Genomic DNA, 26,225 nt, shown 5'->3' on the forward strand with positions numbered 1-26,225 from the left:
CAACACCAGTGTGACGGAATTAGGCGCACAGGTCCACGAAGGGTTACCTGCGTGATCCCGACCACACCCGATCCGGAGCCCGGTCCCGCAACCCCGGCCGGAGCACATCGTTCGCCCCGCTACGCTGCACCCTGTGCCGCAGACCGAGATGGAACACGAGTCGGAAGCCCCGGCCCCGTCTCGGGCCGCGAGAACCGCCACCTTCGCCAAGCGTGCGCTCGGCGTCGAAGGACGCTCCCACCGCCCCTCGGTATCGGACCGACTGCACGGCGACGAGCCCGAGGCCCCCGGACTCGACGGGCGCGAAACGCGTCAGCTGCACTGGATCCGCCTCTTCGGTGCCACCGGTGCGGTACTCATGGCCGTCGGCGCACTCGGCGCCGGCGCGCAACCGGTTCTGCAGAACCCCGTCCAGGGCCTTCGCATCCTCGGGCTTCCCGCCCGCATGCCGAGTGCGACGCTGAGCATGGCGATGACCGGCACCGTGATGGTCGTGCTCGCCTGGCTGCTGCTCGGCCGGTTCGCGGTCGGGAGCATGCGCGGCGGGCGCGCGATCCGCCAGCTCAGCCGATCACAACTCGACCGCACGCTGCTCCTGTGGGTGATTCCCCTCACGGTGGCGCCGCCGATGTTCAGCAGGGACGTCTACTCCTACCTGGCGCAGAGCGAGATCACCGCCCGTGGACTCGATCCGTACGAGATCGGCCCGGCCGGTGCCCTCGGCGTCGACCATGTCCTCACCCGCACGGTCCCGAACATCTGGCGCGAGACCCCGGCACCGTACGGTCCCTTGTTCCTCTGGATGGGCCGCGGCATCACCGCGATCACCGGGGACAACATCGTGGCGGGCATCTTCCTGCACCGTCTCCTGGCACTCGCGGGCGTCGCGATGATCGTGTGGGCGCTGCCCCGACTCGCGCGCCGCTGCGGGGTGTCCAGTGTGAGCGCACTCTGGCTCGGCGCGGCGAACCCGCTCGTGATGTTCCATCTGGTCGCCGGCATCCACAACGAGGCCCTGATGATCGGCCTCATGCTCGCCGGAGTCGAGCTGGCGTTGCGCGCCGTCGAGGGCACGGACCCGATTCGGGGGCGGGTGCTGCTCCTCCTGGTCGCCGGCGCCACGCTGATCGCGCTGTCGTCGACGATCAAGATCCCGTCCCTGCTCGCGCTCGGTTTCGTGGGCATGGCCCTGGCGCGGAGGTGGGGTGCGAACCTGAAGGCGCTCGCATCGGCCGCTGCACTGCTGGGCGTGGTCGCTATCGGAGTGACCGTGTTCGTCAGCGTCGCCAGTGGCCTCGGCATGGGCTGGACGCAAACCCTGGGCACCGCGACGGAAGTGCGCAGTTGGATGTCCATCCCGACCCTGTTGGGGCTGGGAAGCGGACTGGTCGGCGTGCTACTCGGACTCGGCGACCACACCACTGCCGTGCTCAGCCTCACCCGGCCGATCGCCTCGCTCGTCGCCGCCTTCATCACACTGCGCATGCTGGTCGCCGTGCTCGTCGGGCGGATCCATCCGGTCGGCGCGCTGGGCGTCTCCCTCGGCGCCATCGTCCTGCTGTTCCCGGTCGTCCAACCGTGGTACCTGCTGTGGGCGGTGATCCCGCTGGCGGCATGGGCCACCAGACCGGTGTTCCGCGTCCCGACGATCGCGTTCTCGTCGGTCGTCAGCATCATCCTGATGCCCAACGGCGCCGAGTACCAGCCGTTCATGATCGTCCAGGCCGCGATCGCCACGGCGCTCGCATGCCTGGCCATCATCTTCCTCACCCGACACCTGCTGCCGTGGCATGCGCAGCAGACCACCGCACCGGTCTGATCGGGCCGGGGCTTACGCTGGATCATCGTGATTGGCAGAGCGTCGGAGACGGCGTCGAAGAAGGGCGAGCCCGCCGTGCGCCTCGAGGGCGTCGTCAAGACGTTCGGCGAGGTCCGGGCCGTCGACGGGCTGGACTTCCGAGTCGAACCCGCCCAGGTGCTCGCGCTGCTCGGGCCGAACGGCGCGGGCAAGACCACGACGGTGGAGATGTGTGAGGGCTTCGTCACACCCGACGCCGGTTCCGTGCGGGTGCTGGGGCTCGACCCCATCGCCGATTCGGCCGCACTGCGTCCGCGCATCGGCGTCATGCTGCAGGGCGGCGGCGCGTATCCCGGATCGAAGGCGGGCGAGATGCTCGACCTCGTCGCGTCGTACTCCGCGAACCCGCTCGATCCCGACTGGCTGCTGCGCAGCCTCGGACTGCAGGACGCCCGGCGCACCCCGTATCGCCGGCTGTCCGGTGGGCAGCAGCAGCGCCTCGCGCTCGCGTGCGCCCTCGTCGGACGACCCGAACTGGTGTTCCTCGACGAGCCGACGGCCGGCCTGGACGCCCAGGCCCGACTGCTCGTGTGGGAGCTCATCGACGCGCTGCGCCGCGACGGCGTCAGCGTGCTGCTGACGACCCATCTCATGGACGAGGCCGAGGAACTCGCCGACGAACTGGTCATCATCGACCACGGCCGGATCGTCGCGTCCGGGACGCCGTCGGAGGTGACCCGCACCGGAGCCGAGGGTCTGCTGAGTCTCGTCGCCCCGCCCGGCCTCGATCTGGCCCCGCTGCATGCCGTGCTGCCGGCCGACTTCCAGGCACAGGAGGTCTCGCCCGGCGACTACGTCGTGCGCGGCGCGATCGATCCGCACGTGGTCGCGGCGGTCACGTCGTGGTGCGCGGGACAGGACGCGCTGGCCACCGAGCTGCGGGTCGACCAGCGTCGCCTCGAGGACGTCTTCCTCGAACTCACGGGACGGGATCTGAGGGGATGAGCGTGACCAACCACGAACGCCTGGCCGACAACCGCTTCGCCGCCGGCACGTTCGCCCCCCACCCGCAGCCGGCGCCGCCGGCCCGGATGCTGGCCTCGCAGACCAAGCTCGAACTGACGCTGCTGCTCCGCAACGGCGAGCAGCTGCTGATCACCATGCTGATCCCGATCACGCTGCTGATCGGCCTGACGCTGCTGCCGATCGGCGACTTCGGCAGCGACCGCGTCGACACGATCGTCCCCGCCGTGATGATGGTCGCGATCATGTCGACCGCGTTCACCGGGCAGGCCATCGCCGTCGGCTTCGACCGCCGCTACGGGGCGCTCAAACGCCTCGGAGCCACCCCGTTGCCCAGGTGGGGCATCATCGCGGGCAAGAGCGCGGCGGTGGTGATCGTCGTCGCCATGCAGACGCTGCTGCTCGGCGCGATCGGCTTCGCGCTCGGCTGGCGTCCGAGCGTGCTCGGCCTGGTCCTCGGCGCCGTCGTGATCGCCCTCGGCACCGTGACGTTCGCCTGCATGGGACTGCTGCTGGGCGGATCGCTACGCGCCGAGATCGTGCTGGCGCTCGCGAACATCCTGTGGTTCGCGATGGCCGGCATCGGCAGCGTCATCTTCGCCGACCAGATCAACGACGGCGTTCGGATCGCCGCCCAGATCGTGCCGTCGGGGGCGCTGGCGCAGGCCCTCGAGGACGCCACCGCGGGGAGCATCAACCTCGCGTGCGTCGGGATCCTCGCGGTGTGGGCGGCGGTCACCGGTTTCGTCGCGACCAGGACGTTCAAGTTCGTCTGACACGAGTATTCGTGCATTCGGCGCGTGTCCGGCAAAACCCTTCCCGGAGCAGACCGTTCGGATCGACAATGACCGGCGTGACCCACTCCTTGATGATCGGACTCCGCCGAACCTCGATCGCGGCGTGCGGCGCACTCGCGCTGGCGATCGCCCCGCTGACGGCCGATGCCGCCCCGCTGTGGGGGCCCCTCGCGCCCGCCAACCCGTACCTGGGACCGGACGGGACCTCGACCATGCACGGCGACGCCGGATCCTCCGACGCCACCGCACTGGCCGGCCCCGGCACCGGTGACGTCTCGATCGCCCAGTACCCCCTGGCATCGGCCTGCCCGACGTTGCTGCAGGGCTCGGACCGCCTGGTCGTCGCACTGTGCACCACGATGATCGGCCAGAACCCGACGGTGCATCTGCTGGATCCGGAGGCGTCGACGTTCCCGGTCGGCGGCACGCTCGCCCAACTCCAGCTCACCAAGGGCAGCCTGCTCGGCGGCGTGTACGCCTACCTCGACGCGGACGATCGCCTCGTCGTGGTGGACGGCTCACGGCACCTGCTGCGAATCGGGCACACACAGGTGGACGGGAAGTGGCAGCTGGCCGTCGACACGAGCGTCGACCTGACCTCGGCGATCCCGGACGACGACAACGTCACCGGCCTCGCCCCCGACTGGGCGGGCAACGTGTGGTTCGCGACGGGCGGCGGCATCGTCGGCACCGTCGATTCCGCCGGTGTCGCCCGGACCATCTCGTTGCCGGAGGGCGAGCAGGTGCAGAACAGCATCTCGACCTCGGAGGGCGGGACCGCAGTGGCCACGACGCACGCGACCTATCAGTTGAGCGCCGGGCCGGACGCGCAGCCGGTGGTCGAGTGGCGCCAGGCGTACGACCGCGGCTCGGCGCGCAAGCCCGGGCAGCTGAGCTGGGGCACCGGCTCCACGCCCACCTACTTCGGTCCCGTCACCGGCTCCGAGTACCTGACGATCGTCGACAACGCCGACGGCCAGGTGAATCTGCTGGTGTACCGCTCCGCCGACGGTGTCGAGGTCTGCAAGGAACCGGTGCTGCCGCCGGCCGAGGACAACGGCAGCCTGTCCGGCAGCGGCGGAAGCACCGGCGGCTCGGGTGGCAGCCTGTCCGGCAGTGTCGGCGGCAGCACCGGTTCGGGCAGCGGCAGCGAGAACTCCCCCATCGGCATCGGACGGTCGGTGTTCGTCGCGAGCACCTACGGTTACCCGTACCCGACGGTGCCGGCCGGCGTCGGCGAGGCCGTACCGGCTTCGGCCCCGTTCCGCGGCGGCATGACCCGCGTGGACGTCGACGAGGACGGCCTGGGCTGCGAGACCAAGTGGCAGAACCAGGTCCGCAGTTCCGCGGTCCCGCACCTGTCCACGGCCGACGGCAACATCTACACGATGGTCCGCCAGGGACTCGACACGACGACCCCGCTCGACGGCTTCGCGTACGCCGTCCTCGACCCCGAGACGGGCGCGGTGAAGACCACGAAGACCGTCACCGGCACCCTGCTCGGCGACACCTTGCAGATGTCGGCACTCATCACCGAGGACGGCCGGTACATGCAGGGGACGATCTCGGGAATCGTGTCCGTCGATCCCGGAAGCGGTGGCTCGAGCGGCTCGGCGGGGTCGTCGGGGTCGTGACCTGCGCCGAATGTCACACCGAACGAACCGGGGCCAACTACACCTCGTAGTGGATCGCCCTCTACCATCGGGGCGTGCTGTATCGCGGGTTCGTAAACCTGGTCAACCGTCTACCGCTGCCGTCGCTCGCGGTCCAGAAGTGGATCGCGATCGCGGTGATCGTGACGCAGGGCGGCATCGCCGTCACCGGATCGGTGGTCCGCGTGACGGCGTCCGGCCTCGGCTGCACCACGTGGCCCCAGTGCTATCCCGGCAGCTTCATCCCGACCGGGGACTCCACCGCGCCCTGGTTCCACCAGTCGATCGAGTTCGGTAACCGGCTGCTGACGTTCCTGGTGGTGGCGACCGCGGCGGCCGTGGTGCTGGCGGTGACCCGCGCGGGACGACGTCGTGAAGTGCTCACCTACGCGTGGCTGATGCCGCTGTCGACCGTTGCGCAGGCGGTTCTCGGTGGCATCACCGTCCTCACCGGGCTGCTGTGGTGGACGGTGGCGCTGCACTTGCTCGTGTCGATGGCGATGGTGTGGCTCTCGGTGATGCTGTACCACAAGATCGACCAGCCCGACGACGGCATCGAGGTCATCACCCTCCCCAAGCAGTTGCGCTGGCTCACCGCGCTCTCGGGTGTCGCGTTGTCCGGGACCCTCGTCGCCGGAACGATGGTGACCGGTGCCGGCCCCCACGCGGGCGACAAGAACCCCGAGCGCACGGTCGAACGCCTCGACCTCGACATCACCAACCTCGTGCACCTGCACGCCGAGTTGCTCGTGGCCTATCTCGCTCTGCTCGTCGGCCTGGGCTTCGCCCTGTATGCCGTGGGTGCGAGCGCCGCGGTGAAGCTGCGCCTCAAGGTGGTCGTCGGGCTCGTCGTCGCGCAGGCCTGCGTCGGCCTGGTGCAGTTCTGGACGCACGTACCGGCAGCACTGGTCACCATCCACGTCGCGCTCGCCGGTGCCTGCACCGCCGCGACCGCGGCCCTCTACGCGGCCGGGCGGGTTCGCGTACCGGTCGACACCCGCACCGACGCCGAGGCGGTCACCCCCGTCTGACCGGCGGCACCCACGAACGACGAAGGCCGGGACCCTGCACCGCAGGATCCCGGCCTTCTCGGTATGTCAGCGCTCGTTGCGTGCCTTCGGGAAGCGCGTCTGGTGCGCGACCCAGCCGGCCATCTTCGCGAAATGGCCCTTGCGCGGCGTCACGATGCTCGTCAGCGCACGGTCCCACTCGGAGACGGTGATCTCGTCGAACGACGCGACGACGGCGTTCGCGATCGCCACGGTGTCGACGACCTGGTCGCCGAGGATGCCGTCGGCGCCGACGAGCGTGATCCGCACGCCCGCACGGCCGACGGGCTGGATGACCGCGCTCGCGGATCCACCGTGCTCGGAGACGAACTTCCGGATGGCGGCGACCGTGCCCGAGGGCAGGACCGGGGCCGCAGCGGTGCTCTGGGTATCGGTGCTCATGGGGTCAGACTACTGTGCGGTAGCCGCCGACCCCTCACGACCGTCCGCCGACGCGACCGCAGGGTCGGTGTAGAACAAGAACATGCGTGCAATCGTGGTTTCCGAGAACGGCGGTCCCGACGTCCTGACCCCGACGGAGGTCCCCGACCCTCAGCCCGGTCCGGACGATCTCCTGGTGGCCACCGACGCCATCGGCATCAACTTCATCGACACCTACATCCGCGCGGGGATCTACCCCACGGAACTCCCCTACGTCCCCGGTAACGAGGGCACCGGCGTCGTGGTGGCGGTCGGATCCGCCGTCACCGAGTTCGGCGTCGGCGACCGTGTCGCGTGGGCCGACGCGGCCGGCGGCTACGCCGAGAAGGTCGTCGTCCCGGCATCGGCTGCCGTGGACGTCCCGGACGGGGTCGCCCCCGAACTGGCAGCATCGGCACTGCTGCAGGGCATGACCGCGCACTACCTCATCGAGTCGGCCTACCCGGCGCGCCCGGGTGAGACGGTTCTCGTCCACGCCGGTGCCGGCGGTGTCGGTCTGCTGCTCACGCAGATGGCGACCGCCAAGGGCGTCAAGGTGATCACGACGGTGTCGACGGACGAGAAGGAGGCCCTGTCCCGCGAGGCGGGCGCCTGGCGCGTCCTGCGGTACGGCGACGCGCTCGCCGACAAGGTCCGTGAACTCACGGGCGGCGAGGGGGTTGCGGCGGTCTACGACGGCGTCGGCAAGGACACGTTCGACGCGAGCCTCGATGCGCTGCGCATCCGCGGCACGCTCGTGCTCTTCGGCGCTGCCAGCGGACCGGTTCCGCCGTTCGATCTGCAGCGGCTCAACGCCGGAGGGTCGCTGTTCGTAACGAGGCCGACGCTCGCCCACTACGTGCACGACCGCGAGGAACTGTCGTGGCGCGCGGGCGCGGTGCTCGACGCGATCGCGGCGGGCACGCTGAAGCTGCGCGTCGGCGGAAGCTATCCCCTGGACCGGGCGGAGCAGGCGCACCGCGACCTCGAGGCCCGCAAGACCACCGGTTCCATCGTGTTGGTGCCGTAGGCGACCGACTGACGACGAAGGGCCCGCTCGTTCGAGCGGGCCCTTCGTGCTGACGTCTGTACCGGGTCAGAAGTAGCCGGCGATCGTGTTCCAGCCGAGAACCGAGTCGACGGCCAGACCGCAGCACACCACCGCGAGGTAGTTGTTGGACTGCAGGAACAGTTTGAGCGGCTTGATCGGGGTACCGCCGCGGACGCTGTTGTACAGCTGGTGCGCGACGAACAGGAACCACGCGCCTGCCAGCAGCGTGACGACCGCGTAGATCCAGCCCGCGGCCGGGACCAGGGCCAGCGACGCGAGCACCGTGGCCCAGGTGTAGATCACGATCTGCTTCGTGACGTGGGTCTCGGACGCGATGACCGGGAGCATCGGCACGCCCGCGGCCTTGTAGTCCTCCTTGTAGCGCATCGCGAGCGCCCAGGTGTGCGGCGGCGTCCAGAAGAAGATGATCAGGAACAGGACCACCGGCTCCCAGCTCAGCGATCCGGTGACCGCGGCCCAGCCGACCATCACCGGCATGCAGCCCGCCGCGCCACCCCAGATCACGTTCTGCCACGTGCGGCGCTTGAGCACCATCGTGTACACGAGCACGTAGAAGGCGATCGTCAGGACCACGAGGAAGCCTGCGAGCAGGTTCGCCCGCCACCACAGCCACGCGAACGACGCGACGCCGAGCGTCATGCCGAACACGAAGGCGTGCCGGGTGGGCACGGCCTGCCGGGCCAGGGGGCGCAGCGCTGTGCGCTTCATCACCTTGTCGATATCCGCGTCGACGACGCAGTTCAGCGAGTTGGCACTCGCGGCGCCCATCCAGCCACCGAACAGCGTGCTCAGGATGAGAACCAGGTCGATGTGTCCACGGTCCGCCAGCAGCATCGCTGGAATCGTCGCGACGAGCAGAAGCTCGATCACGCGCGGCTTCGTGAGCGCGATGTACGCCAGAACCGTCGACGTCACCCGACCCCACAGCGTGGTGGTGTCCCGCGCAGCCTTCGATTCCGATGCGCCGGAGGGGCTGCCGAAGCCGTGTCCGCTCGGCCGATGCCCTGTACGCACGCTTTCTCCTTGCCCCACGCGACTACATCCTCGCTTACTACTTCACTACTACAAACGATGGTAGACGGCGCTAACCCCTGAACCGAATCGACCCGATCGGGGCGGCACACTAGGCTGGAGGCGCACTCGAGGTCCGGCGACGCCCACTGCACCCTCCGGATACCCTCCGGCTCCACGTACAACCATGTCAGGAGACATCTGCCCGTGTCGATCACAGACGAGATCCGCGTCCTCACGCAACCGGTCCACCCCACCGACTGGACCGATCTGGACACCAAGGCCGTCGACACCGCCCGTGTACTCGCCGCGGACGCCGTACAGAAGGTCGGCAACGGCCACCCCGGCACCGCGATGAGCCTCGCGCCGCTGGCGTACACGCTGTTCCAGCGTGTCATGCGGCACGACCCGGCGGACGCCGACTGGATCGGCCGTGACCGCTTCGTCCTCTCCTGTGGTCACTCGAGCCTGACCCTGTACGTCCAGCTGTACCTCGCTGGTTACGGCCTCGAACTCGAAGACCTCGAGTCGCTGCGCACGTGGGGCTCCAAGACTCCCGGCCACCCCGAGCACGGGCACACCCGCGGTGTCGAGATCACCACCGGCCCGCTCGGGCAGGGTCTGGCGTCGGCCGTCGGCATGGCGATGGCCGCCCGCCGCGAGCGCGGCCTGTTCGACCCCGAGGCGGCGCCGGGCGAGAGCCCGTTCGATCACCACATCTACGTCGTCGCGTCCGACGGTGACATCGAGGAGGGTGTGACGTCGGAGGCGTCCTCGATCGCCGGTGTGCAGCAGCTGGGCAACCTGACGGTGATCTACGACGACAACAAGATCTCGATCGAGGACGACACGGCGATCGCGCTGTCCGAGGACACCGCGGCGCGCTACGAGTCCTACGGCTGGCACGTCCAGGTCGTCGAGGGCGGCGAGAACGTCGTGGCGATCGAGCAGGCGCTGGAGAAGGCCCGTGAGGTCACCGACCGCCCGTCGCTGGTCCTGCTCCGCACGATCATCGGCTACCCCGCGCCGACCAAGATGAACACCGGCGCCGCGCACGGCGCCGCTCTGGGCGCCGACGAGGTCGCAGCGGTGAAGAAGGCCCTCGGGTTCGATCCCGAGCGGAGCTTCGAGGTGGCGCCGGACGTCATCGCCCACACTCGCCAGGTCGTCGATCGCGGTGTGCGTGCGCACAAGGAGTGGCAGGCGCTGTACGACGAATGGGTCCAGCGCGCGCCCGAGGGCAAGAAGCTCCTCGACCGTCTGACCGGTCGCGACCTGCCCGCCGGCTGGGCCGACGTCCTCCCCACGTGGGAGCCGGACGCCAAGGGCCTGGCCACCCGCAAGGCCTCCGCGGCGGTCCTCAACGCCGTCGGCCCGGTGCTGCCGGAGCTGTGGGGCGGCTCGGCGGACCTCGCCGAGAGCAACAACACCACGATCAAGGGCTCCGATTCGTTCGGCCCGGAATCCATCTCGACGGACATGTGGAAGGCCCAGCCGTACGGCCGGACCCTGCACTTCGGTGTCCGCGAGCACGCGATGGGCTCGATCCTCAACGGCATCGCGCTGCACGGGCCGACCCGCCCCTACGGCGGCACGTTCCTGGTCTTCAGTGACTACATGCGACCCGCCGTCCGGCTGGCAGCGATCATGAAGACCCCGGTCGTCTACGTCTGGACCCACGATTCGATCGGGCTCGGCGAGGACGGCCCGACGCACCAGCCGATCGAGCACCTGGCAGCCCTGCGGGCCATGCCGGGCCTGTACGTCGTCCGCCCGGGCGACGCCAACGAGACCGCCCACGCGTGGCGGGCCGTGCTCGAGAAGGGCTCCGACGAGGCCACCCGCGCTCCCGCCGGCCTGGCCCTGACCCGACAGGACCTTCCGGTCCTCGAGGGCACCCACTACGACGGCGTCTCGCGCGGCGGCTACGTGCTGGCCGAGGCCTCGACCGGCACCCCCGAGGTCGTGCTGATCGGCACCGGTTCGGAACTGCAGCTCGCGGTCGCCGCCCGCGAGGCGCTCGAGGCGGAGGGTGTTCCCACGCGCGTCGTGTCGATGCCGTGCGTCGAGTGGTTCGACGCGCAGGACCAGGCGTACCGCGACGGCGTCCTTCCCCCCACGGTCAAGGCGCGGGTCGCGGTCGAGGCCGGGATCGCGATGCCGTGGTACCGCTTCGTCGGGGACGCCGGCGAGATCGTCTCGATCGAGCACTTCGGCGCGTCCGCCGACTACAAGACCCTGTTCCGCGAGTTCGGCATCACCGCCGAGGCCGTCACCGCGGCTGCGCAGCGCTCGCTCGCTCGAGTGAAGGGATGAATCGCACCATGACTCAGAATGCGAATCTGCAGAAGCTGTCCGAGGCCGGCGTCTCGGTGTGGCTCGACGATCTCTCGCGGGACCGCATCGAGTCGGGCAATCTCGCCGAGCTCGTCGCCACCAAGAGCGTCGTCGGCGTCACGACCAATCCGTCGATCTTCCAGGCGGCCCTGAGCAAGGGACACGTCTACGACGCCCAGGTTCGTGAGCTCGCGGCCCGCGGCGCCGACGTCGAGGCCACCATTCGCACGGTGACCACCGACGACGTCCGTGCAGCGTGCGATGTTCTCGCGCCGCAGTTCGAGGCCAGCAACGGCAAGGACGGCCGCGTCTCGATCGAGGTCGATCCCCGCCTCGCGCACGACGCCGACAAGACGTTCGCGCAAGCGGTCGAGCTGTGGAAGATCGTGGACAGGCCCAACCTGTTCATCAAGATCCCGGCCACGGAGGCAGGACTGCCCGCCATCACCAAGGTGATCGGCGAGGGCATCAGCGTCAACGTGACGCTGATCTTCTCGGTCGAGCGGTACCGCAAGGTGATGGACGCCTACCTGGCCGGCCTCGACGCCGCTGTGGCCGCGGGTCACGACCTGTCCGCTATCCACTCGGTGGCATCGTTCTTCGTCTCGCGCGTCGACACCGAGATCGACAAGCGACTCGACAAGATCGGCACTCCGGACGCACTCGAGCTGCGCGGCAAGGCCGGTGTGGCCAACGCCCGACTGGCGTACGCCGCCTACCAGGAGGTGTTCGAGGTCGACGCCCGTTTCCACGCTCTGCTCGAGCGCGGCGCCCGCCCCCAGCGTGCGCTGTGGGCCTCGACCGGCGTGAAGAATCCGGCGTACCCGGACACCCTCTACGTCACCGAACTGGTCGCGCCCAACACGGTCAACACCATGCCGGAGAGCACTCTCGACGCGGTCGCCGACCACGGCGAGATCACCGGGGACACCACGTCCGGAACCGCGGTGGCGTCGCAGCAGGTCTTCGACCGGCTCGCGTCCGTGGGCATCGATCTCACCGACGTCTTCGTGGTGCTCGAGAACGAGGGTGTCGAGAAGTTCGAGGTCTCGTGGAACGAACTTCTCGACGCAACTGCTGAGCAGCTCGCCGCTGCTCGAGAGAGCTGATCCGTGAGCGGACCCGCGGCGGACGTTTGGATCAACCCACTACGGGACAGCAGGGACCGGCGACTGCCTCGCATCGCCGGCCCCTGTGGCCTGGTGATCTTCGGAGTCACCGGCGATTTGGCGCGCAAGAAGCTGATGCCCGCGGTGTACGACCTCGCCAACAGAGGGCTGCTGCCGCCCGGGTTCGCTCTCGTCGGGTTCGCGCGGCGCGACTGGGCGGACCAGGACTTCGCACAGGTCGTGCACGACGCCGTCCGCGAGCACTCCCGCACCCCGTTCAGTGAGGACGTGTGGGAGCAGCTCGCGAAGGGCATCCGCTTCGTGCACGGCAGCTTCGACGACGCCGATGCGTTCACCGAGCTGTCGAACACTCTCGACGCGCTCGACCGCGAGCGCGGCACTCGCGGCAATCACGCCTTCTACCTGTCGGTCCCGCCCGCCCAGTTCCCGACGGTCTGCGAGCAACTGTCCCGGTCCGGCCTGGCCAAGTCCGCGGACGGGCAGTGGCGTCGGGTCGTCATCGAGAAGCCGTTCGGCCACGATCTCGAGAGCGCCCGCGAGCTGAACGCGGTCGTGAACAGCGTGTTCCCCGAGGACATGGTCTTCCGCATCGACCACTACCTGGGCAAGGAGACGGTCCAGAACATCCTGGCGCTCCGTTTCGCGAACCAGTTGTTCGACCCGATCTGGAACGCCCACTACGTCGACCACGTGCAGATCACGATGGCCGAGGACATCGGCCTCGGCGGCCGGGCGGGGTACTACGACGGTATCGGTGCCGCCCGCGACGTCATCCAGAACCACCTGCTCCAGCTGCTCGCGTTCACCGCGATGGAGGAGCCGGTCAGCTTCGAGCCGTCCGAGCTCCAGGCCGAGAAGATCAAGGTGCTGTCGGCGACCCGCCTCGCGGAACCGCTCGACGAGACCACGGCTCGCGGTCAGTACGCGGGCGGCTGGCAGGGCGGCCGCAAGGTCGTCGGCCTCCTCGAGGAGGACGGGTTCGCGAAGGACTCGAAGACGGAGACCTATGCGGCGATCACCCTCGAGGTGGACACCCGGCGCTGGGCCGGCGTGCCGTTCTACCTGCGCACGGGCAAGCGACTGGGCCGCCGGGTCACCGAGATCGCCGTCGTGTTCAAGCGCGCCCCGCATCTACCGTTCGATGCAACCATGACCGAGGACCTCGGCCAGAATGCGCTCGTGATCCGCGTGCAGCCCGACGAGGGCGTCACCATGCGGTTCGGCTCCAAGGTGCCGGGGTCGAGCATGGAGGTCCGGGACGTCAACATGGACTTCAGCTACGGGGAGGCGTTCACGGAGTCGTCGCCCGAGGCCTACGAGCGGCTGATCCTCGACGTCCTGCTCGGTGAGCCGTCGCTGTTCCCGGTCAACGCCGAGGTCGAGCTGTCCTGGAAGATCCTCGATCCGGTCCTCGACCACTGGGCAGCGCACGGCAAGCCCGAGCCGTACGAGGCAGGAACCTGGGGTCCGCCCTCGGCGCAGGAGATGATGCGCCGCACCGGTCGTGAATGGAGAAGGCCGTGATCATCGAGCTGCCGGGAACCACCACCGGTGCGATCAACAAGAAGCTCGTCGAGCTTCGTGAGTCCGGTGGCGCGGTGACGTTGGGCCGGGTCCTGACGCTGGTCGTGTGCACGCGGGACAGCAAGAATTCCGAGGACGTCATCGACGCCGCGAACGAGGCCAGCCGCGAACACCCGTGTCGCGTCATCGTCGTCGCGCGCGGATCCCGTTCGGAGGAGACGCATCTCGACGCCGAGATCCGGGTCGGCGGCGACGCCGGCGCGTCCGAGGTCGTGATCCTGCGTGTGTTCGGCGAGCTCGCCGACCACGAGGCGAGCGTCGTGGTGCCGTTCCTGCTGCCGGACACTCCGGTGGTGGCGTGGTGGCCGGAGGACGCGCCCACCGTGCCCGCACTGGATCCGGTGGGACGGTTGGCGATTCGGCGGATCACCGACGCGACCGGCGCGGACGATCCGACCGCGACCATCAAGAGCCGCCTCGGCTCGTACACCGCGGGCGACACCGACCTCGCGTGGAGCCGCATCACCTACTGGCGCGCCCTGCTGACGTCGGCGCTGGACCAGCCGCCGCACGAACAGATCCTGTCCGCGACGGTGTCGGGCCTGGCCACCGAGCCTGCGCTCGACATCCTGGCGGGCTGGCTCGCGGACCGCATCGACGGCCCCGTCCGTCGGCAGACCGGGCCACTGTTCGTCGAGCTGCAACTCAGCAACGACGACCGCATCTCGATCAGTCGTCCGCAGGTCGAGACGACCGCGACGCTCAGTCGTGTCGGGGAGCCGGATGCTCTCGTCGCCCTGGCGCGACGCGAGACCCGGGACTGCCTCGCGGAGGAACTGCGTCGGCTCGATCCGGACGAGATCTACGAAGCCGCCCTGACCGGACTGTCGAAGGTGGAATATGTCTGACGTGAACGAGATCCACCGCTTCGCCGACACCGACGCCCTGGTGCGGGCAGCTGCCGAGCGCTTCGTCGATGCGGTCGTCGCGGCCCAGCGGTCGCGCGGTTCGGCCGCCGTCGTCCTCACCGGCGGCGGCACCGGTATCGCGCTGCTCGAGCACGTCCGCGCCCACCCCGGTGCGATCGACTGGTCCGCACTGGACGTGTTCTTCGGCGACGAGCGCTTCCTGCCCACCGGCGACCCGGAGCGCAACGAGGTCCAGGCGCACCGGGCACTGCTCGACCACGTGCCGGTCGATCCGGCGCGGGTGCACGTGATGGCGGCGTCGGACGGCGCGTACAACAGCGACCCGGTCACGGCCGCGGCCGCGTACGGCGAGGTGCTCGAGACGTTCGGCGCCGACCGCACCGGCCCGCTGTTCGACGTGCATCTGCTCGGCATGGGCGGTGAGGGGCACGTCAATTCGCTGTTCCCCCACACCGACGCGGTGCGCGAAACGGAGCAGTTGGTGGTTGCGGTCACCGATTCCCCCAAGCCGCCGGCGGTGCGCGTGACCCTCACGCTGCCGGCGCTGCAGTCCGCACGCGAGGTGTGGCTGATCGTCTCGGGTGAGGCGAAGGCCGACGCGGTCGCGGCGGCGGTCGGCGGCGCCCACCCGGACGAGATTCCGGCCGCGGGTGCCCGCGGCGTCGACAAGACCGTGTGGCTGCTCGACGCGACCGCGGCGAGCGCGCTTCCCCGCTCCTGACGCCGCCCGTCATTCCGGCTGCCCCTCGACGGGCTCTCCCGGGATCCACGGCGGCGCAAGCTCACCGGTGTCGGCCACGCTCGTACGTGGCCGACACCCGTCTGCCAACAGCGCGTGACTACGCGGACCACCCGGACGACCGGATCCGAGTCGTCGATACATCGTCCTTCGCGGGCGTCGGTCCATCGGTTGTCCCCCTCGCTGTCGGTCTCCTGATTCACTTCCGTTCGATCAGTAGGACGTGGGCGCACACCGATCGGTTCCCTCGTCCGCACAGCTCACCCCGGCGGTAGTCTGCGGTCATGGATCGTGATGAGTACCTGTCGACACTCGCTGCCGTGCTCGAGAATCACACCGACGCCGCTGCCGCCAAGCTCTCGGCGATCCTCGATGCGGTTCCTGCGGAGGCGACCGAACTGTGCATCGACGTGTTCCCGGACCAGGACGGTGAGGGCACGTTCGACGTCTGGGTTCGTCTCGAAGGCCCCGACTACTTCACGCTGAACAAGCCGATCGACGCCCACCGCCACCTCTTCGGCATCGTGTATACCGAGGACGGCGTGGAACCCGAGGTACCACTGATGTCCCGCGACGCCCCCTTCGCCGTCGAGGACGCCGTCGTCGACGCGGCAGCGAACTGGCTGACGGCGCTATGGTCCCGGGTCGGCGAATCCCGCTCGGCACTGCCGTGGCTCGTCGACGGCGAGGACGGCTCCGGCACGATCACCCCACTGGTCTTCCAACCCACGCAGCGCTGACGGTAGACACGACGGCTCACCCGTGCAGGGCGTCGGACAGCGCGGCCGTTGCTACGGTGCCCGCCATCGGCAGGGTGTAGTGCGACGCGCCCGGCACCGTCACGATCCTGGCGTCGGGCAAACTCTTTCGGACTCCCGCCGCCACCTTCTCGATGTCGTGGACCCGACTGCGCTCGGCGAGCACCACCGTCGTCGGGCAGACCACGCGCTCGAGGTCACCCGGTCGTGGACGCCCGGGCACGACCGGCCTCGTCGCCGGGAAGTGCTCGGCGCCGTACGCGACGAGATCGAGCCAGTCCCGGTCGATCTCCGATCCCGCTGTCTCCCATCCGATCAGGCCGCGTTGCCGGGCGTCGGTGGGCCGCAGGAGCAGGGGCAGCGCCCGAAGGATGTAGCCCGCCCGGAAGGTGGCGAAAATCGAGGTGGGGTCGAGCAGCACCAGGCGGTCGACGCGCTCGGGCCGGCGACGCGCGAAGGCCAGCGCCACCGTCGCTCCGTACGAATGCCCGACGAGCGCAGTGGATGCGACGCCGAGGGCGTCGAGGGTCTCGGTCAGCCAGGCCATGAGGTCGTCGACCGATCGCAGGCGCTCGCCGACGACACTGCGACCGGGTTCGCCCGGCAGGTCGATCGCGAACAGCCGATGGCCGGATGCCAGTGCCCCGGCGACCGCGAACCACGACGCGGAGGTCGCGCCGCCACCACACAGCAGCACCACGGGCGGCGCATCGTCCGGCCCACACACGTTGACGTGGGTGACGCCGTGGCGCGTCGGAACATCGACACCACTCGTCGGCGCCGCCCATTTCGCCAGCACGCGGTCGTAGCGATCGAGGAATGCGTTCCCGGCCGCTGTCGCGGCGAACTCCGTCCGGTCCCCCATCGGTTCCCTCCGTCCCTAATTTATCTCGGTGATCGAGAGACTAGGCTGTCGAGAGAGTTGTGTCGAGAGAGTCGAGCGGAGCGGGAATGAATCACGGACAGCACTCTGATGCGATCGCGTACGTACACCGCATCAGGGCACTCACGGTCGAACTGAACCTTCTCGCTGCGGAATTCGCGACACGCAACGGCCTGCACACCACCGATCTGCGGGCACTCGTCTGCCTGCTGGACGCGGCACGGGCGGGCACTCCGTCCACCCCCGGATGGCTGGGTGGGCAGTTGTCCCTCAGTTCGGCGTCGACGACCGCGCTGATCGACCGGCTCGAGACGGCCGGCCTGCTCGAGCGTGGCCGCGACACGGCCGATCGCCGGCGCGTCCTGGTGACGGTGACGCCGAAGGCGGAGGATCTCGGGTGGACGTTCTTCGGGCCGCTGATCGAGCGGGTGGTGACCACCATCGACGCCTTCTCCCCCGACGAGCAGCGGACCATCTCCGACTTCCTCGATCGCATGCAGGACGCCGCTGCAGACGCGCGCGACGCACTCTCGCCGTGACCGCCTCCCGCCTGTGGCCGCACCGTGCGATCACGCGATGCGGATCAGCGGAGTGTGGAGTCCTGGAGCTGCTCGAGCCGCGCCTCCTCGACGTCGAGCATGCGCTGGGCGGTCAGTAGGGTCTGCGAGCTGTAGCCGCCGTGCGAACGTGCCTCGAGCAGCGCCGCGCGCTCCGCCGCGAGGGACTTCAACCGGAGCCGGAGGTACTGCTCGCGCCGCGCATCGTTGTCCGGATCGAGTTGGGCACGGGCCCGGTCGGCACGACGCCCCACCAGGCCGTCGGCCCGGACCCGGTCCACGACGTCGGTATCGTCCTCGTCGGCGAGTGCCTCCTCGGCCGCCGACACCAACTCGTCGAGCAGGTCGTCGTACTGGGTGCGGAGCCGATCGGTATCGTCTCCGGGGATCTGCACCCTCCTGATCACGATCGGCAGGGTCGAGCCCTGCAGCAGGAGAGTCGTCACGGCCACGACGAACGCGATCAGGATCAGCTCCGCGCGGTACGGCGTGTCCTCGGGCAACGTCTGTGCCGCCGCCAGTGTGATCGCGCCGCGCATTCCCGACCAGGCCAGGACCACGCCGCCGCGCCAGCCCAGCTTTTCGCTCACCAGGAAGTCCGCATCGGCGCTGGCCCGGTTGACGCGACGCTCGATATGGAACCGGCGCCGGTCGTCGACGGCGTCGTCCTCAGCCAGCCGATCCAGGCCCGCCTGCCAACGCTCGAGCCGCGGGATACGTGCCGCGGCACGGCGCTCGTCGCGCTTGAGTACCGCCACGAGCGGAATGACGAAGATCATCCGCGCCGCGATCACGAACACCGAGGCGATCAGACCGAACAGCACGGCCTCACCGACGGACAGACCCGAGTCCTGGACCTCGTCGACGAGGTGTTCGAGGCTCAATCCCATGATCAGGAAGATGGCGGACTCCAGCAGGAACGCGACCGTGTGCCAGTTCATCTCCTCGCCGATCCGGTGCTGCGCCTTCAGGTAGCGGGGCGCGAGATGCCCGGTCACCAGGCCGCACACGACGACCGCCAGCACCCCCGACGCTTCGAGTTCCTCGACGGGAACGAACGCGACGAAGGGCACGACGAACGACAGCGCCGTGTTGAGGACGGTGTCGTTCACCCAGCCGCGCACCCGCACGCCGATGACGCCCACCAGCGCGCCGATCACCGTGGCGACGATCACCGAGTAGACGAAGTCCCCCGCGACGTGCCACAACGACACCGCACCGGCCATTGCGGCCACCGCCGACCGCAGCAGCACCAGCGCCGAGGCGTCGTTGACGAGTCCCTCGCCCTCGAGCACCGTCAACAGGCGCGACGGGAGACCGAGCTTGCGTCCGACCGACGTGGCCGCCACCGCATCGGTCGGACTCACCACCGCGCCCAACGCGAACGCGGTCGCCCAGCCGATGTCCGGGATCAGCAGGTGGAACAGGAGACCGGTGCCGGCGGTGGTGACCACCACCAGCAGGACCGCGAGCCCGCTGATCGCCTTGAAGTTCCGCCGAAAGTCCTGCGCGGGCATGGACACCGCAGCCGAATAGAGCAGCGGAGGCAGCACTACCGCGAGGATCAGCTCGGGCTCGACGTCCACGTCCGGAACCCACGGGAGGAAGCTCAGGGCGATGCCCACGACCACCAGCACGAGGGGCGCGGCGAGCCCCAGCCGCTTCGACAGGGCGGCGACTGCGACGATACTCGAGACGCCGACGACGGCGATCAATGTCAGGTCCACGAATCCGATTGTCCTCGCGCCCCGACACCGGCCGGCAACCCCCTCCGCCCGTCAGCCGCTGTTACGCAGCGCCGTCGCAAGACCGTTCATGGTGAGCTGAATGCCGCGCCGGACGTTGTCGGAGTCGTCGCCGCTGCGGTAGCGCCGCAACAGTTCCACCTGGAGGTGGTTGAGCGGCTCGAGGTACGGGAACCGGTTGTGCACGGAGCGGTCGAGTGACGGGTTGTCCCACAGCAGGTCGTCGTGGCCGGTGATCGCGCGATACATCGCGAGGGTGCGTTCGTGCTCGGCGGAGATCTTGCCGAACACCTCCTCCCGCAGTGCGACGTCCGGCACCAGTTCGGAATACCGTGCGGCCAGTCCCATGTCGGACTTCGACATCACCTGTGCCATGTTCGAGAGCACCGTCCGGAAGAACGGCCACCGCTCGTACAGATCGGTCAGCGTTGCGAGGCGGTCCGCGTCGTCGCCCACCCACTTCTCGAAGGCGGTTCCGGTGCCGTACCAACCGGGCAGCATGACGCGTGACTGGCTCCACGACAGCACCCACGGGATCGCCCGCAGATCCGAGATCGCCTGCGTCGGCTTGCGGGACGCCGGCCGGCTGCCGATGTTGAGTGCGCCGATCTCGGCGACCGGCGTCGACGCCTCGAAGTAGTCGACGAACCCGGGAGTGTCGTGCACGAGGTCCGCGTATGCCACCCGCGCCAGCTCGGCCAGTTCGTCGAGGACCGCGTACGCCGGCGCAGCGTCGTCGCCGAGGCCCTCGACGTCGAGCAGGGTCGATTCGAGGGTGGCGGAGACCAGCGCCTCGAGGTTCCGGCGGGCCCGCCGCGGTTCGGCGTACTTGGCGGCGATGATCTCGCCCTGCTCGGTGATCCGCAGCGAGCCCTCGACGGCACCCGGCGGCTGCGCGAGGATCGCGTCGTAGCTGGGGCCACCGCCGCGACCGACGGTGCCGCCGCGACCGTGGAAGAGCCGCAGCCTGATTCCGGTCTCCCGCGCGACGCGCACCAGATCCAGTTCGGCCCGGTACAGCGCCCAGTTCGCGGCGAGGTAGCCGCCGTCCTTGTTCGAGTCGGAGTATCCGAGCATCACTTCCTGGCTGTCACCGCGGTTGGCAACCAGCGCCCGATAGAGCGGAACCTCCAAGGTGGCGGTGAGCGTTTCGGCGCCGTGCCGAAGATCCTCGATCGTCTCGAAGAGCGGCACGATCCCCACCGGGCAGCGCGGCCCGGCCTCGCCGTCGGGGTCGAACAGTCCGACCTCGGCGAGCAGGATCGCCGCCTCGAGCATGTCGCTGACCGACTCGCACATGCTGATGACGTAGTTCGGGATCGCCGCCGGCCCGATCCGGTCGACGGCGTCGGCTGCCGCGCGCAGGATGCCCAGTTCCTTCGTGGTGAGTTCACTGAACTCGGCGTGCGGTCCGGCGAGGGGACGGCGCGTCGCCAGCTCGCGGGTCAGCAGCGCGACCCGCGCGTCCTCCGGCAGCGATGCGTAGTCGGGGTGCACTCCCGACCACGCCAGCAGTTCCGCCACGACGGTCTCGTGCACCTCGGAGTTCTGCCGCATGTCGAGTCCACACAGGTGGAATCCGAAGACTTCCACCGAGTTCCGCAGCTGCGCGAGCCTGTCGTCGGCCACGGTGCCGTCGCCGTGCGAACGCAGCGACGCGTCGATGATCTCGAGATCGGCCAGCAGTTCGGCGGGGTCGCGATAGTCCGGGAGGTCACCGGCGACCGCGTGGACCGCCGGGTGCCCGAGGATCCGCGCGGCCGTGGCGGTCAGCCGTGTCCGCACACCCCGGACCGCCCGGCGATACGGCTCGTCAGCGCGGAACGCCGACTCGTCGCCGGAGGCGTCGGCCAGCCGGTCCAACTCGGGCGTGACGGTGACCAACCGTGCCGACATCGACAGTTCGCGCTCGAGCACCTCCAACTCGGCAAGGTGGCGTTCGAGTGCCGTCTCCGACGCCCGGTGCGTGGCCCGGGCGACCACGTCGGCGGTCACGAACGGATTGCCGTCGCGGTCACCGCCGATCCACGAGCCCGGCCGGAGCATGGGGTCGGCAAGCACCCCCGAGTCGGGCCAGCGGGTCCGCAGCGCGTCGCGCAGTTCGGCATTGATCCGCGGCACCACCTCGAACAGGGACGCGTCGTAGTACCGCAGACCCACCTCGATCTCGTCCTGGATCCGCAAGCGCGACAAGCGGATCAGCGCGGTCTGCCACAGGGTGAGGATCTGCCGCCGCAGCTGCGCGTCGACGTCGTCCGTCTCGGAGCGGTCACCGCTCACCCACTCGCGCATCCGCATCAGTTCCATGATCCGGTTCTGGGTCTCGAAGACGGTGCGACGACGCGTCTCGGTGGGGTGTGCGGTGATCACCGGCGCGACGAGCGCACCCGTGAGCGCGGCCGCCGCGATCTCCGGATCCACCGGTGCCGCATCGAGTTTCGCGTAGGTCGCCGCGAGACTGCTGTTCTGGGGCGGTTCCCCGGCGCGGACGTGGATCGCGCGCCGCCGTTCGCGGTGGATGTCCTCTGCGACGTTCGCCAGCAACGCGAAGTGGCTGAAGGCGCGGATGACGGGAATAGCGTCCGCGGTGTCGACGGTCGTGAACATCTCGGCCAGGTCGGCGCGGTCGATCTCCGAGCGGCGCACTCGGAACGACTCGACACGGGCCCGTTCCACCAGGTCGAAGACGTCGTCGCCGGCCTGCTCACGGACGATGTCGCCGAGGATCCCGCCGAGCAGTCGAATGTCGTCGCGCAGCGGCTCGGTGGCCGCGCGCGACGCCGTGGGGACGGAGGTGGCTACCGACGAATCCGAGGTCCCGGTCATCACCCGATTATCGGCTGCGGACCGGCCCCCCGCACGGCAACGCGGAGACGGGTCTCAGCCCTTCCAGATCACCTTCGCCGGGGTCAGCCGGACGATGACCCGCGGGGTGTCGGGGGTGTCGTGTTCCCACCGTTCGGCCCCCGTGTACTTCTGCGCCAGCTTGTCGATGTCGTCGCCGTCCCGCTCGAGCCACACGACGGACAGCTGTGGCTGTCCGCCCGGCTCGACGGTCGCGAGCGTCGCGAACTCCGGGGCGTCGATCAGCGCCGCAGCAGCATCGGGAATGGTGGCGGAACTGCGGTACCCGGCCATCGTCAGCTGAACTTGATCTCGAGTCCGATGCCGAGGATCGCGATCAACCAGATCGCTGCGGTGAAGACCGTCATGCGGTCGAGGTTCTTCTCGACGACGCTCGAGCCCGCCAGGCTCGACTGGACCCCGCCACCGAAGAGGCTGGACAGGCCGCCGCCCTTGGCACGGTGCAGCAGGATCAGCAGGATGAGCAGCAAGCTGGTGATGACCAGCAGGATGTCCAAAAACAGTGCCATTTCGGTATTCGCTGCCCTTCACGCACGACGGATTTCGGCCAGTAGCGCGCCCAGCTTACCTGGTGCGTCCGCGCCCGAGCGCGAACTCCGCTCCCGTTTCGCCCGAACCGAACCTGACGAAAGGGACGCGTCCGATGACCGATGGTTGTTACTTTAGGTCACTGTTATCGCGATCACACCCGTCGTGCGCGTTCCTCGAAGCGCCGGAAAGGTTCTCGGATGTCACCCGTCACTCGCTCCTCGGCACGTCTGGTCACCGCTCTCGCCACAACCCTCGTCGTCGCGGGCGGCGTCACGCTCTCCGCGACTACCTCCGCGGCGGCCGACCCCGCCGACGACCTCACCGGCTCGCTCACAGCGCTACCTCCGGGCGTTCTCACAGCCGTCGGTTCACTGGGCTCGCTCATCCCCGGCACGCCGAACGAGCCGACCGAGCCGGTCGGCACTCCCGAAGCGCCCGTCCTACCGAGCGTGGCGAACTCTCGCGACATGGCCGGCCCCGGCTACGCCAGCTCCCACGGCATCGGCCGGTTCATCCGAGGCTTCTTCTACCGGTCCGGGGATTTCGGCGCACTCTCCCCCGCCGACAAGGCCAAGATGAACGATCTGGGCGTGTACACGATCTACGACCTTCGAACGCCCACCGAGGTGAGTGCCGCACCCGACGTGGTCCCCAACGCGACCGACCGGGTGTCGATCCCGATCGGCGTCGGCGATCTCACCGGTGTCGCGGAGACCCTGACCACGCCCGAACAGGCTCGCGCCTACATGCAGGACATGTACCGCAAGTTCGTCACCGACCCCGGGGCCACCGCCGGATTCGGCCAGTTGCTCAACGACACCTCGTCCAGGCGCTCGATCGTCCACTGCACCAACGGCAAGGACCGCACCGGGTGGGCGGCCGCGCTGGTCCAGAGCATCGCCGGAGTCTCCCGGGCGACCATCGAGCAGGACTATCTGCTGTCCGACGACTACCTCGAGGCCGACATCGAGGATCAGCTCGCGGAGATCACCGCCACGCAGGGCGCTCAGGCCGCCGCGGTCGCCGAACAGCTCCTGCGCGCGGACCCCAGCTACATCGCCGCGGCGTTCGATGCGGTCGAGCAGCACTACGGCACCATCGCCAACTACATTCGTGACGGCCTGCAGGTGACCGAGACGAACGAGGACCTGATCCGCCTGAACGCCACCGAATAGCGCCGGACGTCCGGCCCGTGAACGCCCCGCGCGCTCGTTCGTTCGGGCGGACGGGGGCAGCCACCGACCGCGGCCGCGCCACCCGGTGGCTGGCGGCACACTCCTCCCGCACAGTGAGATGCCCCACTTCTGTGGCACAACGTGCCGCACTACTTTCCGAGCTGTCAGCACCCCAGCGAGGAAGGCCCCACCATGACGCACCGCTCCACAGCTCTGCGCCGCACCACCCGAGCCACCATGGCAGTCGCCGTGTCCGGCTCGTTCCTGCTCGCCGGCGCCACCGCGGCAAACGCCGCCGGCTCGACCGACCTGCCGTCCTTCGGATCGCTCGGGGCGTTCGGGTCGTCGGCGCCGACCACCGTCGAGACCCCGCGGCTCGCGACCGTCGACAATTTCCGCGACGTCGCCGGCCCCGGCTACCGGACCCCGTTCGGTCACATGCGTACCGGTGTGTTCTACCGCGCGAACGCCATCACACCCGGTGACGCGGACCTGGCCACGCTCGAGGGCCTGAAGCTGTCGGCGGTCTACGACCTGCGGACACCCGAGGAAGTCGCGCAGAAGGCCGACCGCCTCCCCGCCGGGCCCGAGTACGTCCACATCCCGATCCTGTCCGGCGATCTGGCCGCGGGTGTCGCCCAGCTGCGGACGCCCGACGACGCCCGCCGCTTCATGCAGGACATGAACCGTTCGTTCGTCACCGATCCCGCCGCGCGCGCCGGATTCGCGCAACTGTTGACCGATCTGGCGAACACTCCCGGACCGCAGGTCTACCACTGCACCGCGGGCAAGGACCGGACCGGCTGGACCTCCGCGCTGCTGCAGACCCTCGCGGGGGTCTCCGGTGACGACGTCATGAGCGACTACCTGCTCACCAACGAGTACACCGCCGCGTCGATGGAGCGCACGTACGAGGGCATCAAGGCCGGCCAGGGCCAGGGCATCGCCGACGTCTACCGCCCGCTCCTCGGCGTGGACGCCAGCTACCTCCAGGCCGGGCTCGACGAGCTGGCCGCGAAGTACGGCACCGTGCAGAACTATCTGCTCGACGGCCTCGGCCTGTCGCCGGTGACGCTCGCCAAGCTGCGTATCAAGCTGTTCGGCTGAGCCCCCACCGATGAACGACGCTGGGCGCGCGCGGATTCGGCGCGCGCCCGGCGCCACCACCCCCACTGAGTGAGACGCATCACACCGGCGGACGACCGGCGCGCTACCTTCCCGACGGAAACTCCATCGCGGAAGGAATCACTGTGACAAACCCTGTGCACCACAAGCGTTTCCCGCGCATCCGCGCGACGACCACCCTCGCGCTGACCGGTGCCCTGATGCTGGCGGGACCGGCACTCGCCGACGCGTCCCCGCTCGCGGGACTCGGCTCGTCCGGATCCGTGACGACCGAACCCGAGCGAATCGAGGCACCCCGACTGGCTTCGGTGAACAACTTCCGGGACATCGCGGGGACCGGAGCCGGGTATGTCGGCTTCGGCGGACTGCACGTCAACTCGGGTGTGTTCTACCGCGCCAACGCGCTCACTCCGGATCCCGCCGATCTCGGGACACTCGATTCACTGGGGCTCACCGCCGTCTACGACCTGCGGACCGACCAGGAGATCGCCGCCAAGCCGGACGTGCTCCCGAACGGCGTCCGCTACACCCGGATCCAGGTCCTCGCGGCCGACCCCAGCGGCGACATCGCAGGCCTGCGCAGCCCCGAGGAGGCCCGCACGTACGTGCAGGACGGCTACCGCTCCACTGTCAACGATGCGACGTCACGCAGCGGATACCGTCAGTTGCTCACCGAACTGGCCGACACGGCGGGACCGCAGGTGTTCCATTGCACCGCAGGCAAAGACCGGACGGGCTGGGCGACCGCCCTGCTGCTCGGCATCGCGGGAGTGCCACGGGAGACCATCACGGCTGACTACCTGCTGTCGAACGACTACTCGGCCGACACGATCCGAGCGACGCTCGACCAGATCACCGCCGCGAAGGGCCCGGAGGCGGCGGAGATCTACCGGCAACTGATCGGCGTCGACGCCAGCTACCTCGAGGCATCCTTCGCCGAGGTCGACGCCAACTACGGTTCGTTCGATCGGTATCTGGTCGACGGCCTCGGGCTCTCCATGAGCACTGTCGCGAAGCTCCGCGTCAAGCTCCTCGCCTGATCCTGCACGACGAAAAACGCGGGGCGCGTGACCATTCCGGTCACGCGCCCCGCGCTCGTTCGGTT

The 26,225-nt window shown here is 69.3% G+C and carries 23 protein-coding genes; 16 read left to right on the forward strand and 7 right to left on the reverse strand.

The features are described 5' to 3' along the window. The first annotated feature begins 133 nt into the window (after positions 1-133). The 5 genes from mptB to ABEU20_RS19295 all read left to right on the forward strand — a co-directional run bounded on the left by mptB (position 134) and on the right by ABEU20_RS19295 (position 6,301). Positions 134-1,819, forward strand: a complete 1,686-nt coding sequence (mptB, locus tag ABEU20_RS19275; protein WP_420165990.1) for a polyprenol phosphomannose-dependent alpha 1,6 mannosyltransferase MptB — start codon at positions 134-136, stop codon at positions 1,817-1,819. 30 nt (positions 1,820-1,849) lie between these two features. After that, on the forward strand, positions 1,850-2,803 hold the full coding sequence (locus ABEU20_RS19280) for an ABC transporter ATP-binding protein (RefSeq protein ID WP_420166262.1): 954 nt from the start codon (positions 1,850-1,852) through the stop codon (positions 2,801-2,803). Next, the gene (locus ABEU20_RS19285) at positions 2,800-3,597 is read left to right on the forward strand and encodes an ABC transporter permease (RefSeq protein ID WP_420165991.1); all 798 of its coding nucleotides are present in this window, start codon (positions 2,800-2,802) and stop codon (positions 3,595-3,597) included. The genes ABEU20_RS19280 and ABEU20_RS19285 overlap by 4 nt, the downstream gene beginning before the upstream one ends. Positions 3,598-3,665: 68 nt before the next feature. Further along, positions 3,666-5,252, forward strand: a complete 1,587-nt coding sequence (locus tag ABEU20_RS19290; protein WP_420165992.1) for a hypothetical protein — start codon at positions 3,666-3,668, stop codon at positions 5,250-5,252. Between the two features lie 74 nt (positions 5,253-5,326). Beyond that, positions 5,327-6,301 (forward strand): COX15/CtaA family protein, encoded by a 975-nt coding sequence (locus tag ABEU20_RS19295; RefSeq protein ID WP_420165993.1) that lies wholly within the window; start codon positions 5,327-5,329, stop codon positions 6,299-6,301. Positions 6,302-6,367: 66 nt separating this feature from the next. Here the strand turns inward: ABEU20_RS19295 and ABEU20_RS19300 are convergent, their stop codons facing one another. Beyond that, entirely contained in the window at positions 6,368-6,721 is a 354-nt protein-coding gene (locus ABEU20_RS19300) for a hypothetical protein (protein WP_420165994.1), read from the reverse strand. An 82-nt stretch (positions 6,722-6,803) separates the two neighbouring features. Between ABEU20_RS19300 and ABEU20_RS19305 the strand changes: the two genes are divergently transcribed. Next, positions 6,804-7,769 carry a quinone oxidoreductase family protein gene (locus tag ABEU20_RS19305; protein WP_420165995.1) on the forward strand — a complete coding sequence of 322 codons (966 nt, stop codon included), beginning with the start codon at positions 6,804-6,806 and terminating at the stop codon, positions 7,767-7,769. A gap of 66 nt (positions 7,770-7,835) precedes the next feature. Here ABEU20_RS19305 and ABEU20_RS19310 read toward each other — a convergent pair whose 3' ends face one another. Next, positions 7,836-8,825, reverse strand: coding sequence for a heme o synthase (locus tag ABEU20_RS19310; RefSeq protein ID WP_420165996.1), 990 nt, complete (start codon positions 8,823-8,825; stop codon positions 7,836-7,838). A 204-nt stretch (positions 8,826-9,029) separates the two neighbouring features. Between ABEU20_RS19310 and tkt the strand changes: the two genes are divergently transcribed. The 6 genes from tkt to ABEU20_RS19340 all read left to right on the forward strand — a co-directional run bounded on the left by tkt (position 9,030) and on the right by ABEU20_RS19340 (position 16,221). Next, entirely contained in the window at positions 9,030-11,138 is a 2,109-nt protein-coding gene (gene tkt / locus ABEU20_RS19315) for a transketolase (protein WP_420165997.1), read from the forward strand. A gap of 8 nt (positions 11,139-11,146) precedes the next feature. After that, positions 11,147-12,268, forward strand: a complete 1,122-nt coding sequence (gene tal / locus ABEU20_RS19320; RefSeq protein WP_420165998.1) for a transaldolase — start codon at positions 11,147-11,149, stop codon at positions 12,266-12,268. Positions 12,269-12,271: 3 nt separating this feature from the next. Continuing rightward, positions 12,272-13,813, forward strand: coding sequence for a glucose-6-phosphate dehydrogenase (zwf, locus tag ABEU20_RS19325; RefSeq protein WP_420165999.1), 1,542 nt, complete (start codon positions 12,272-12,274; stop codon positions 13,811-13,813). Continuing rightward, the gene (gene opcA, locus ABEU20_RS19330) at positions 13,810-14,721 is read left to right on the forward strand and encodes a glucose-6-phosphate dehydrogenase assembly protein OpcA (RefSeq protein WP_420166000.1); all 912 of its coding nucleotides are present in this window, start codon (positions 13,810-13,812) and stop codon (positions 14,719-14,721) included. Before zwf ends, opcA begins: the two co-directional genes overlap by 4 nt. Beyond that, entirely contained in the window at positions 14,714-15,463 is a 750-nt protein-coding gene (gene pgl, locus ABEU20_RS19335; RefSeq protein WP_420166001.1) for a 6-phosphogluconolactonase, read from the forward strand. Before opcA ends, pgl begins: the two co-directional genes overlap by 8 nt. 302 nt (positions 15,464-15,765) lie before the next feature. Beyond that, positions 15,766-16,221, forward strand: coding sequence for a DUF6389 family protein (locus tag ABEU20_RS19340; protein WP_420166002.1), 456 nt, complete (start codon positions 15,766-15,768; stop codon positions 16,219-16,221). Positions 16,222-16,237: 16 nt separating this feature from the next. On the opposite strand, the gene ABEU20_RS19345 is transcribed toward ABEU20_RS19340, so the two are convergent. Then, complete coding sequence (locus tag ABEU20_RS19345) at positions 16,238-17,104, reverse strand: alpha/beta fold hydrolase (RefSeq protein ID WP_420166003.1); 867 nt, start codon at positions 17,102-17,104, stop codon at positions 16,238-16,240. An 86-nt stretch (positions 17,105-17,190) separates the two neighbouring features. Between ABEU20_RS19345 and ABEU20_RS19350 the strand changes: the two genes are divergently transcribed. Next, positions 17,191-17,661, forward strand: a complete 471-nt coding sequence (locus ABEU20_RS19350) for a MarR family winged helix-turn-helix transcriptional regulator (protein ID WP_420166004.1) — start codon at positions 17,191-17,193, stop codon at positions 17,659-17,661. 44 nt (positions 17,662-17,705) lie between these two features. On the opposite strand, the gene ABEU20_RS19355 is transcribed toward ABEU20_RS19350, so the two are convergent. Genes ABEU20_RS19355 through secG form a run of 4 tightly spaced genes read right to left on the reverse strand, consistent with a single transcriptional unit; the run spans position 17,706 to position 22,798 of the window. Further along, positions 17,706-19,406: a cation:proton antiporter gene (locus ABEU20_RS19355; protein ID WP_420166005.1), complete on the reverse strand. Its 1,701-nt coding sequence runs from the start codon at positions 19,404-19,406 to the stop codon at positions 17,706-17,708. Between the two features lie 51 nt (positions 19,407-19,457). Beyond that, complete coding sequence (gene ppc / locus ABEU20_RS19360) at positions 19,458-22,250, reverse strand: phosphoenolpyruvate carboxylase (RefSeq protein ID WP_420166006.1); 2,793 nt, start codon at positions 22,248-22,250, stop codon at positions 19,458-19,460. A gap of 54 nt (positions 22,251-22,304) precedes the next feature. Continuing rightward, complete coding sequence (locus ABEU20_RS19365; protein WP_420166007.1) at positions 22,305-22,562, reverse strand: pyridoxamine 5'-phosphate oxidase family protein; 258 nt, start codon at positions 22,560-22,562, stop codon at positions 22,305-22,307. A 2-nt stretch (positions 22,563-22,564) separates the two neighbouring features. After that, on the reverse strand, positions 22,565-22,798 hold the full coding sequence (gene secG / locus ABEU20_RS19370) for a preprotein translocase subunit SecG (protein WP_069855265.1): 234 nt from the start codon (positions 22,796-22,798) through the stop codon (positions 22,565-22,567). Positions 22,799-23,017: 219 nt separating this feature from the next. Between secG and ABEU20_RS19375 the strand changes: the two genes are divergently transcribed. The 3 genes from ABEU20_RS19375 to ABEU20_RS19385 all read left to right on the forward strand — a co-directional run bounded on the left by ABEU20_RS19375 (position 23,018) and on the right by ABEU20_RS19385 (position 26,160). Then, a complete protein-coding gene (locus tag ABEU20_RS19375; protein ID WP_420166008.1) occupies positions 23,018-23,995 on the forward strand; it encodes a tyrosine-protein phosphatase in 978 nt (325 codons plus the stop codon). A 213-nt stretch (positions 23,996-24,208) separates the two neighbouring features. Continuing rightward, the gene (locus ABEU20_RS19380; protein ID WP_420166263.1) at positions 24,209-25,102 is read left to right on the forward strand and encodes a tyrosine-protein phosphatase; all 894 of its coding nucleotides are present in this window, start codon (positions 24,209-24,211) and stop codon (positions 25,100-25,102) included. Between the two features lie 143 nt (positions 25,103-25,245). After that, on the forward strand, positions 25,246-26,160 hold the full coding sequence (locus ABEU20_RS19385; protein WP_420166009.1) for a tyrosine-protein phosphatase: 915 nt from the start codon (positions 25,246-25,248) through the stop codon (positions 26,158-26,160). Positions 26,161-26,225: the final 65 nt, after the last annotated feature.

This window comes from Rhodococcus parequi, assembly GCF_046042785.1.
GTDB lineage: Bacteria > Actinomycetota > Actinomycetes > Mycobacteriales > Mycobacteriaceae > Prescottella > Prescottella parequi.

Coding starts and splice junctions, on each gene's coding strand:
- ABEU20_RS19350 (WP_420166004.1), top strand. CDS start 17,191: ATGAATCACGGACAGCACTCTGATGCGATCGCGTACGTACACCGCATC.
- secG (WP_069855265.1), bottom strand. CDS start 22,798: ATGGCACTGTTTTTGGACATCCTGCTGGTCATCACCAGCTTGCTGCTC.
- ABEU20_RS19300 (WP_420165994.1), bottom strand. CDS start 6,721: ATGAGCACCGATACCCAGAGCACCGCTGCGGCCCCGGTCCTGCCCTCG.
- ABEU20_RS19375 (WP_420166008.1), top strand. CDS start 23,018: ATGTCACCCGTCACTCGCTCCTCGGCACGTCTGGTCACCGCTCTCGCC.
- ABEU20_RS19340 (WP_420166002.1), top strand. CDS start 15,766: ATGGATCGTGATGAGTACCTGTCGACACTCGCTGCCGTGCTCGAGAAT.
- ABEU20_RS19305 (WP_420165995.1), top strand. CDS start 6,804: ATGCGTGCAATCGTGGTTTCCGAGAACGGCGGTCCCGACGTCCTGACC.
- pgl (WP_420166001.1), top strand. CDS start 14,714: ATGTCTGACGTGAACGAGATCCACCGCTTCGCCGACACCGACGCCCTG.
- ABEU20_RS19365 (WP_420166007.1), bottom strand. CDS start 22,562: ATGGCCGGGTACCGCAGTTCCGCCACCATTCCCGATGCTGCTGCGGCG.
- ppc (WP_420166006.1), bottom strand. CDS start 22,250: ATGACCGGGACCTCGGATTCGTCGGTAGCCACCTCCGTCCCCACGGCG.
- ABEU20_RS19345 (WP_420166003.1), bottom strand. CDS start 17,104: ATGGGGGACCGGACGGAGTTCGCCGCGACAGCGGCCGGGAACGCATTC.
- ABEU20_RS19285 (WP_420165991.1), top strand. CDS start 2,800: ATGAGCGTGACCAACCACGAACGCCTGGCCGACAACCGCTTCGCCGCC.
- ABEU20_RS19290 (WP_420165992.1), top strand. CDS start 3,666: ATGACCGGCGTGACCCACTCCTTGATGATCGGACTCCGCCGAACCTCG.
- tal (WP_420165998.1), top strand. CDS start 11,147: ATGACTCAGAATGCGAATCTGCAGAAGCTGTCCGAGGCCGGCGTCTCG.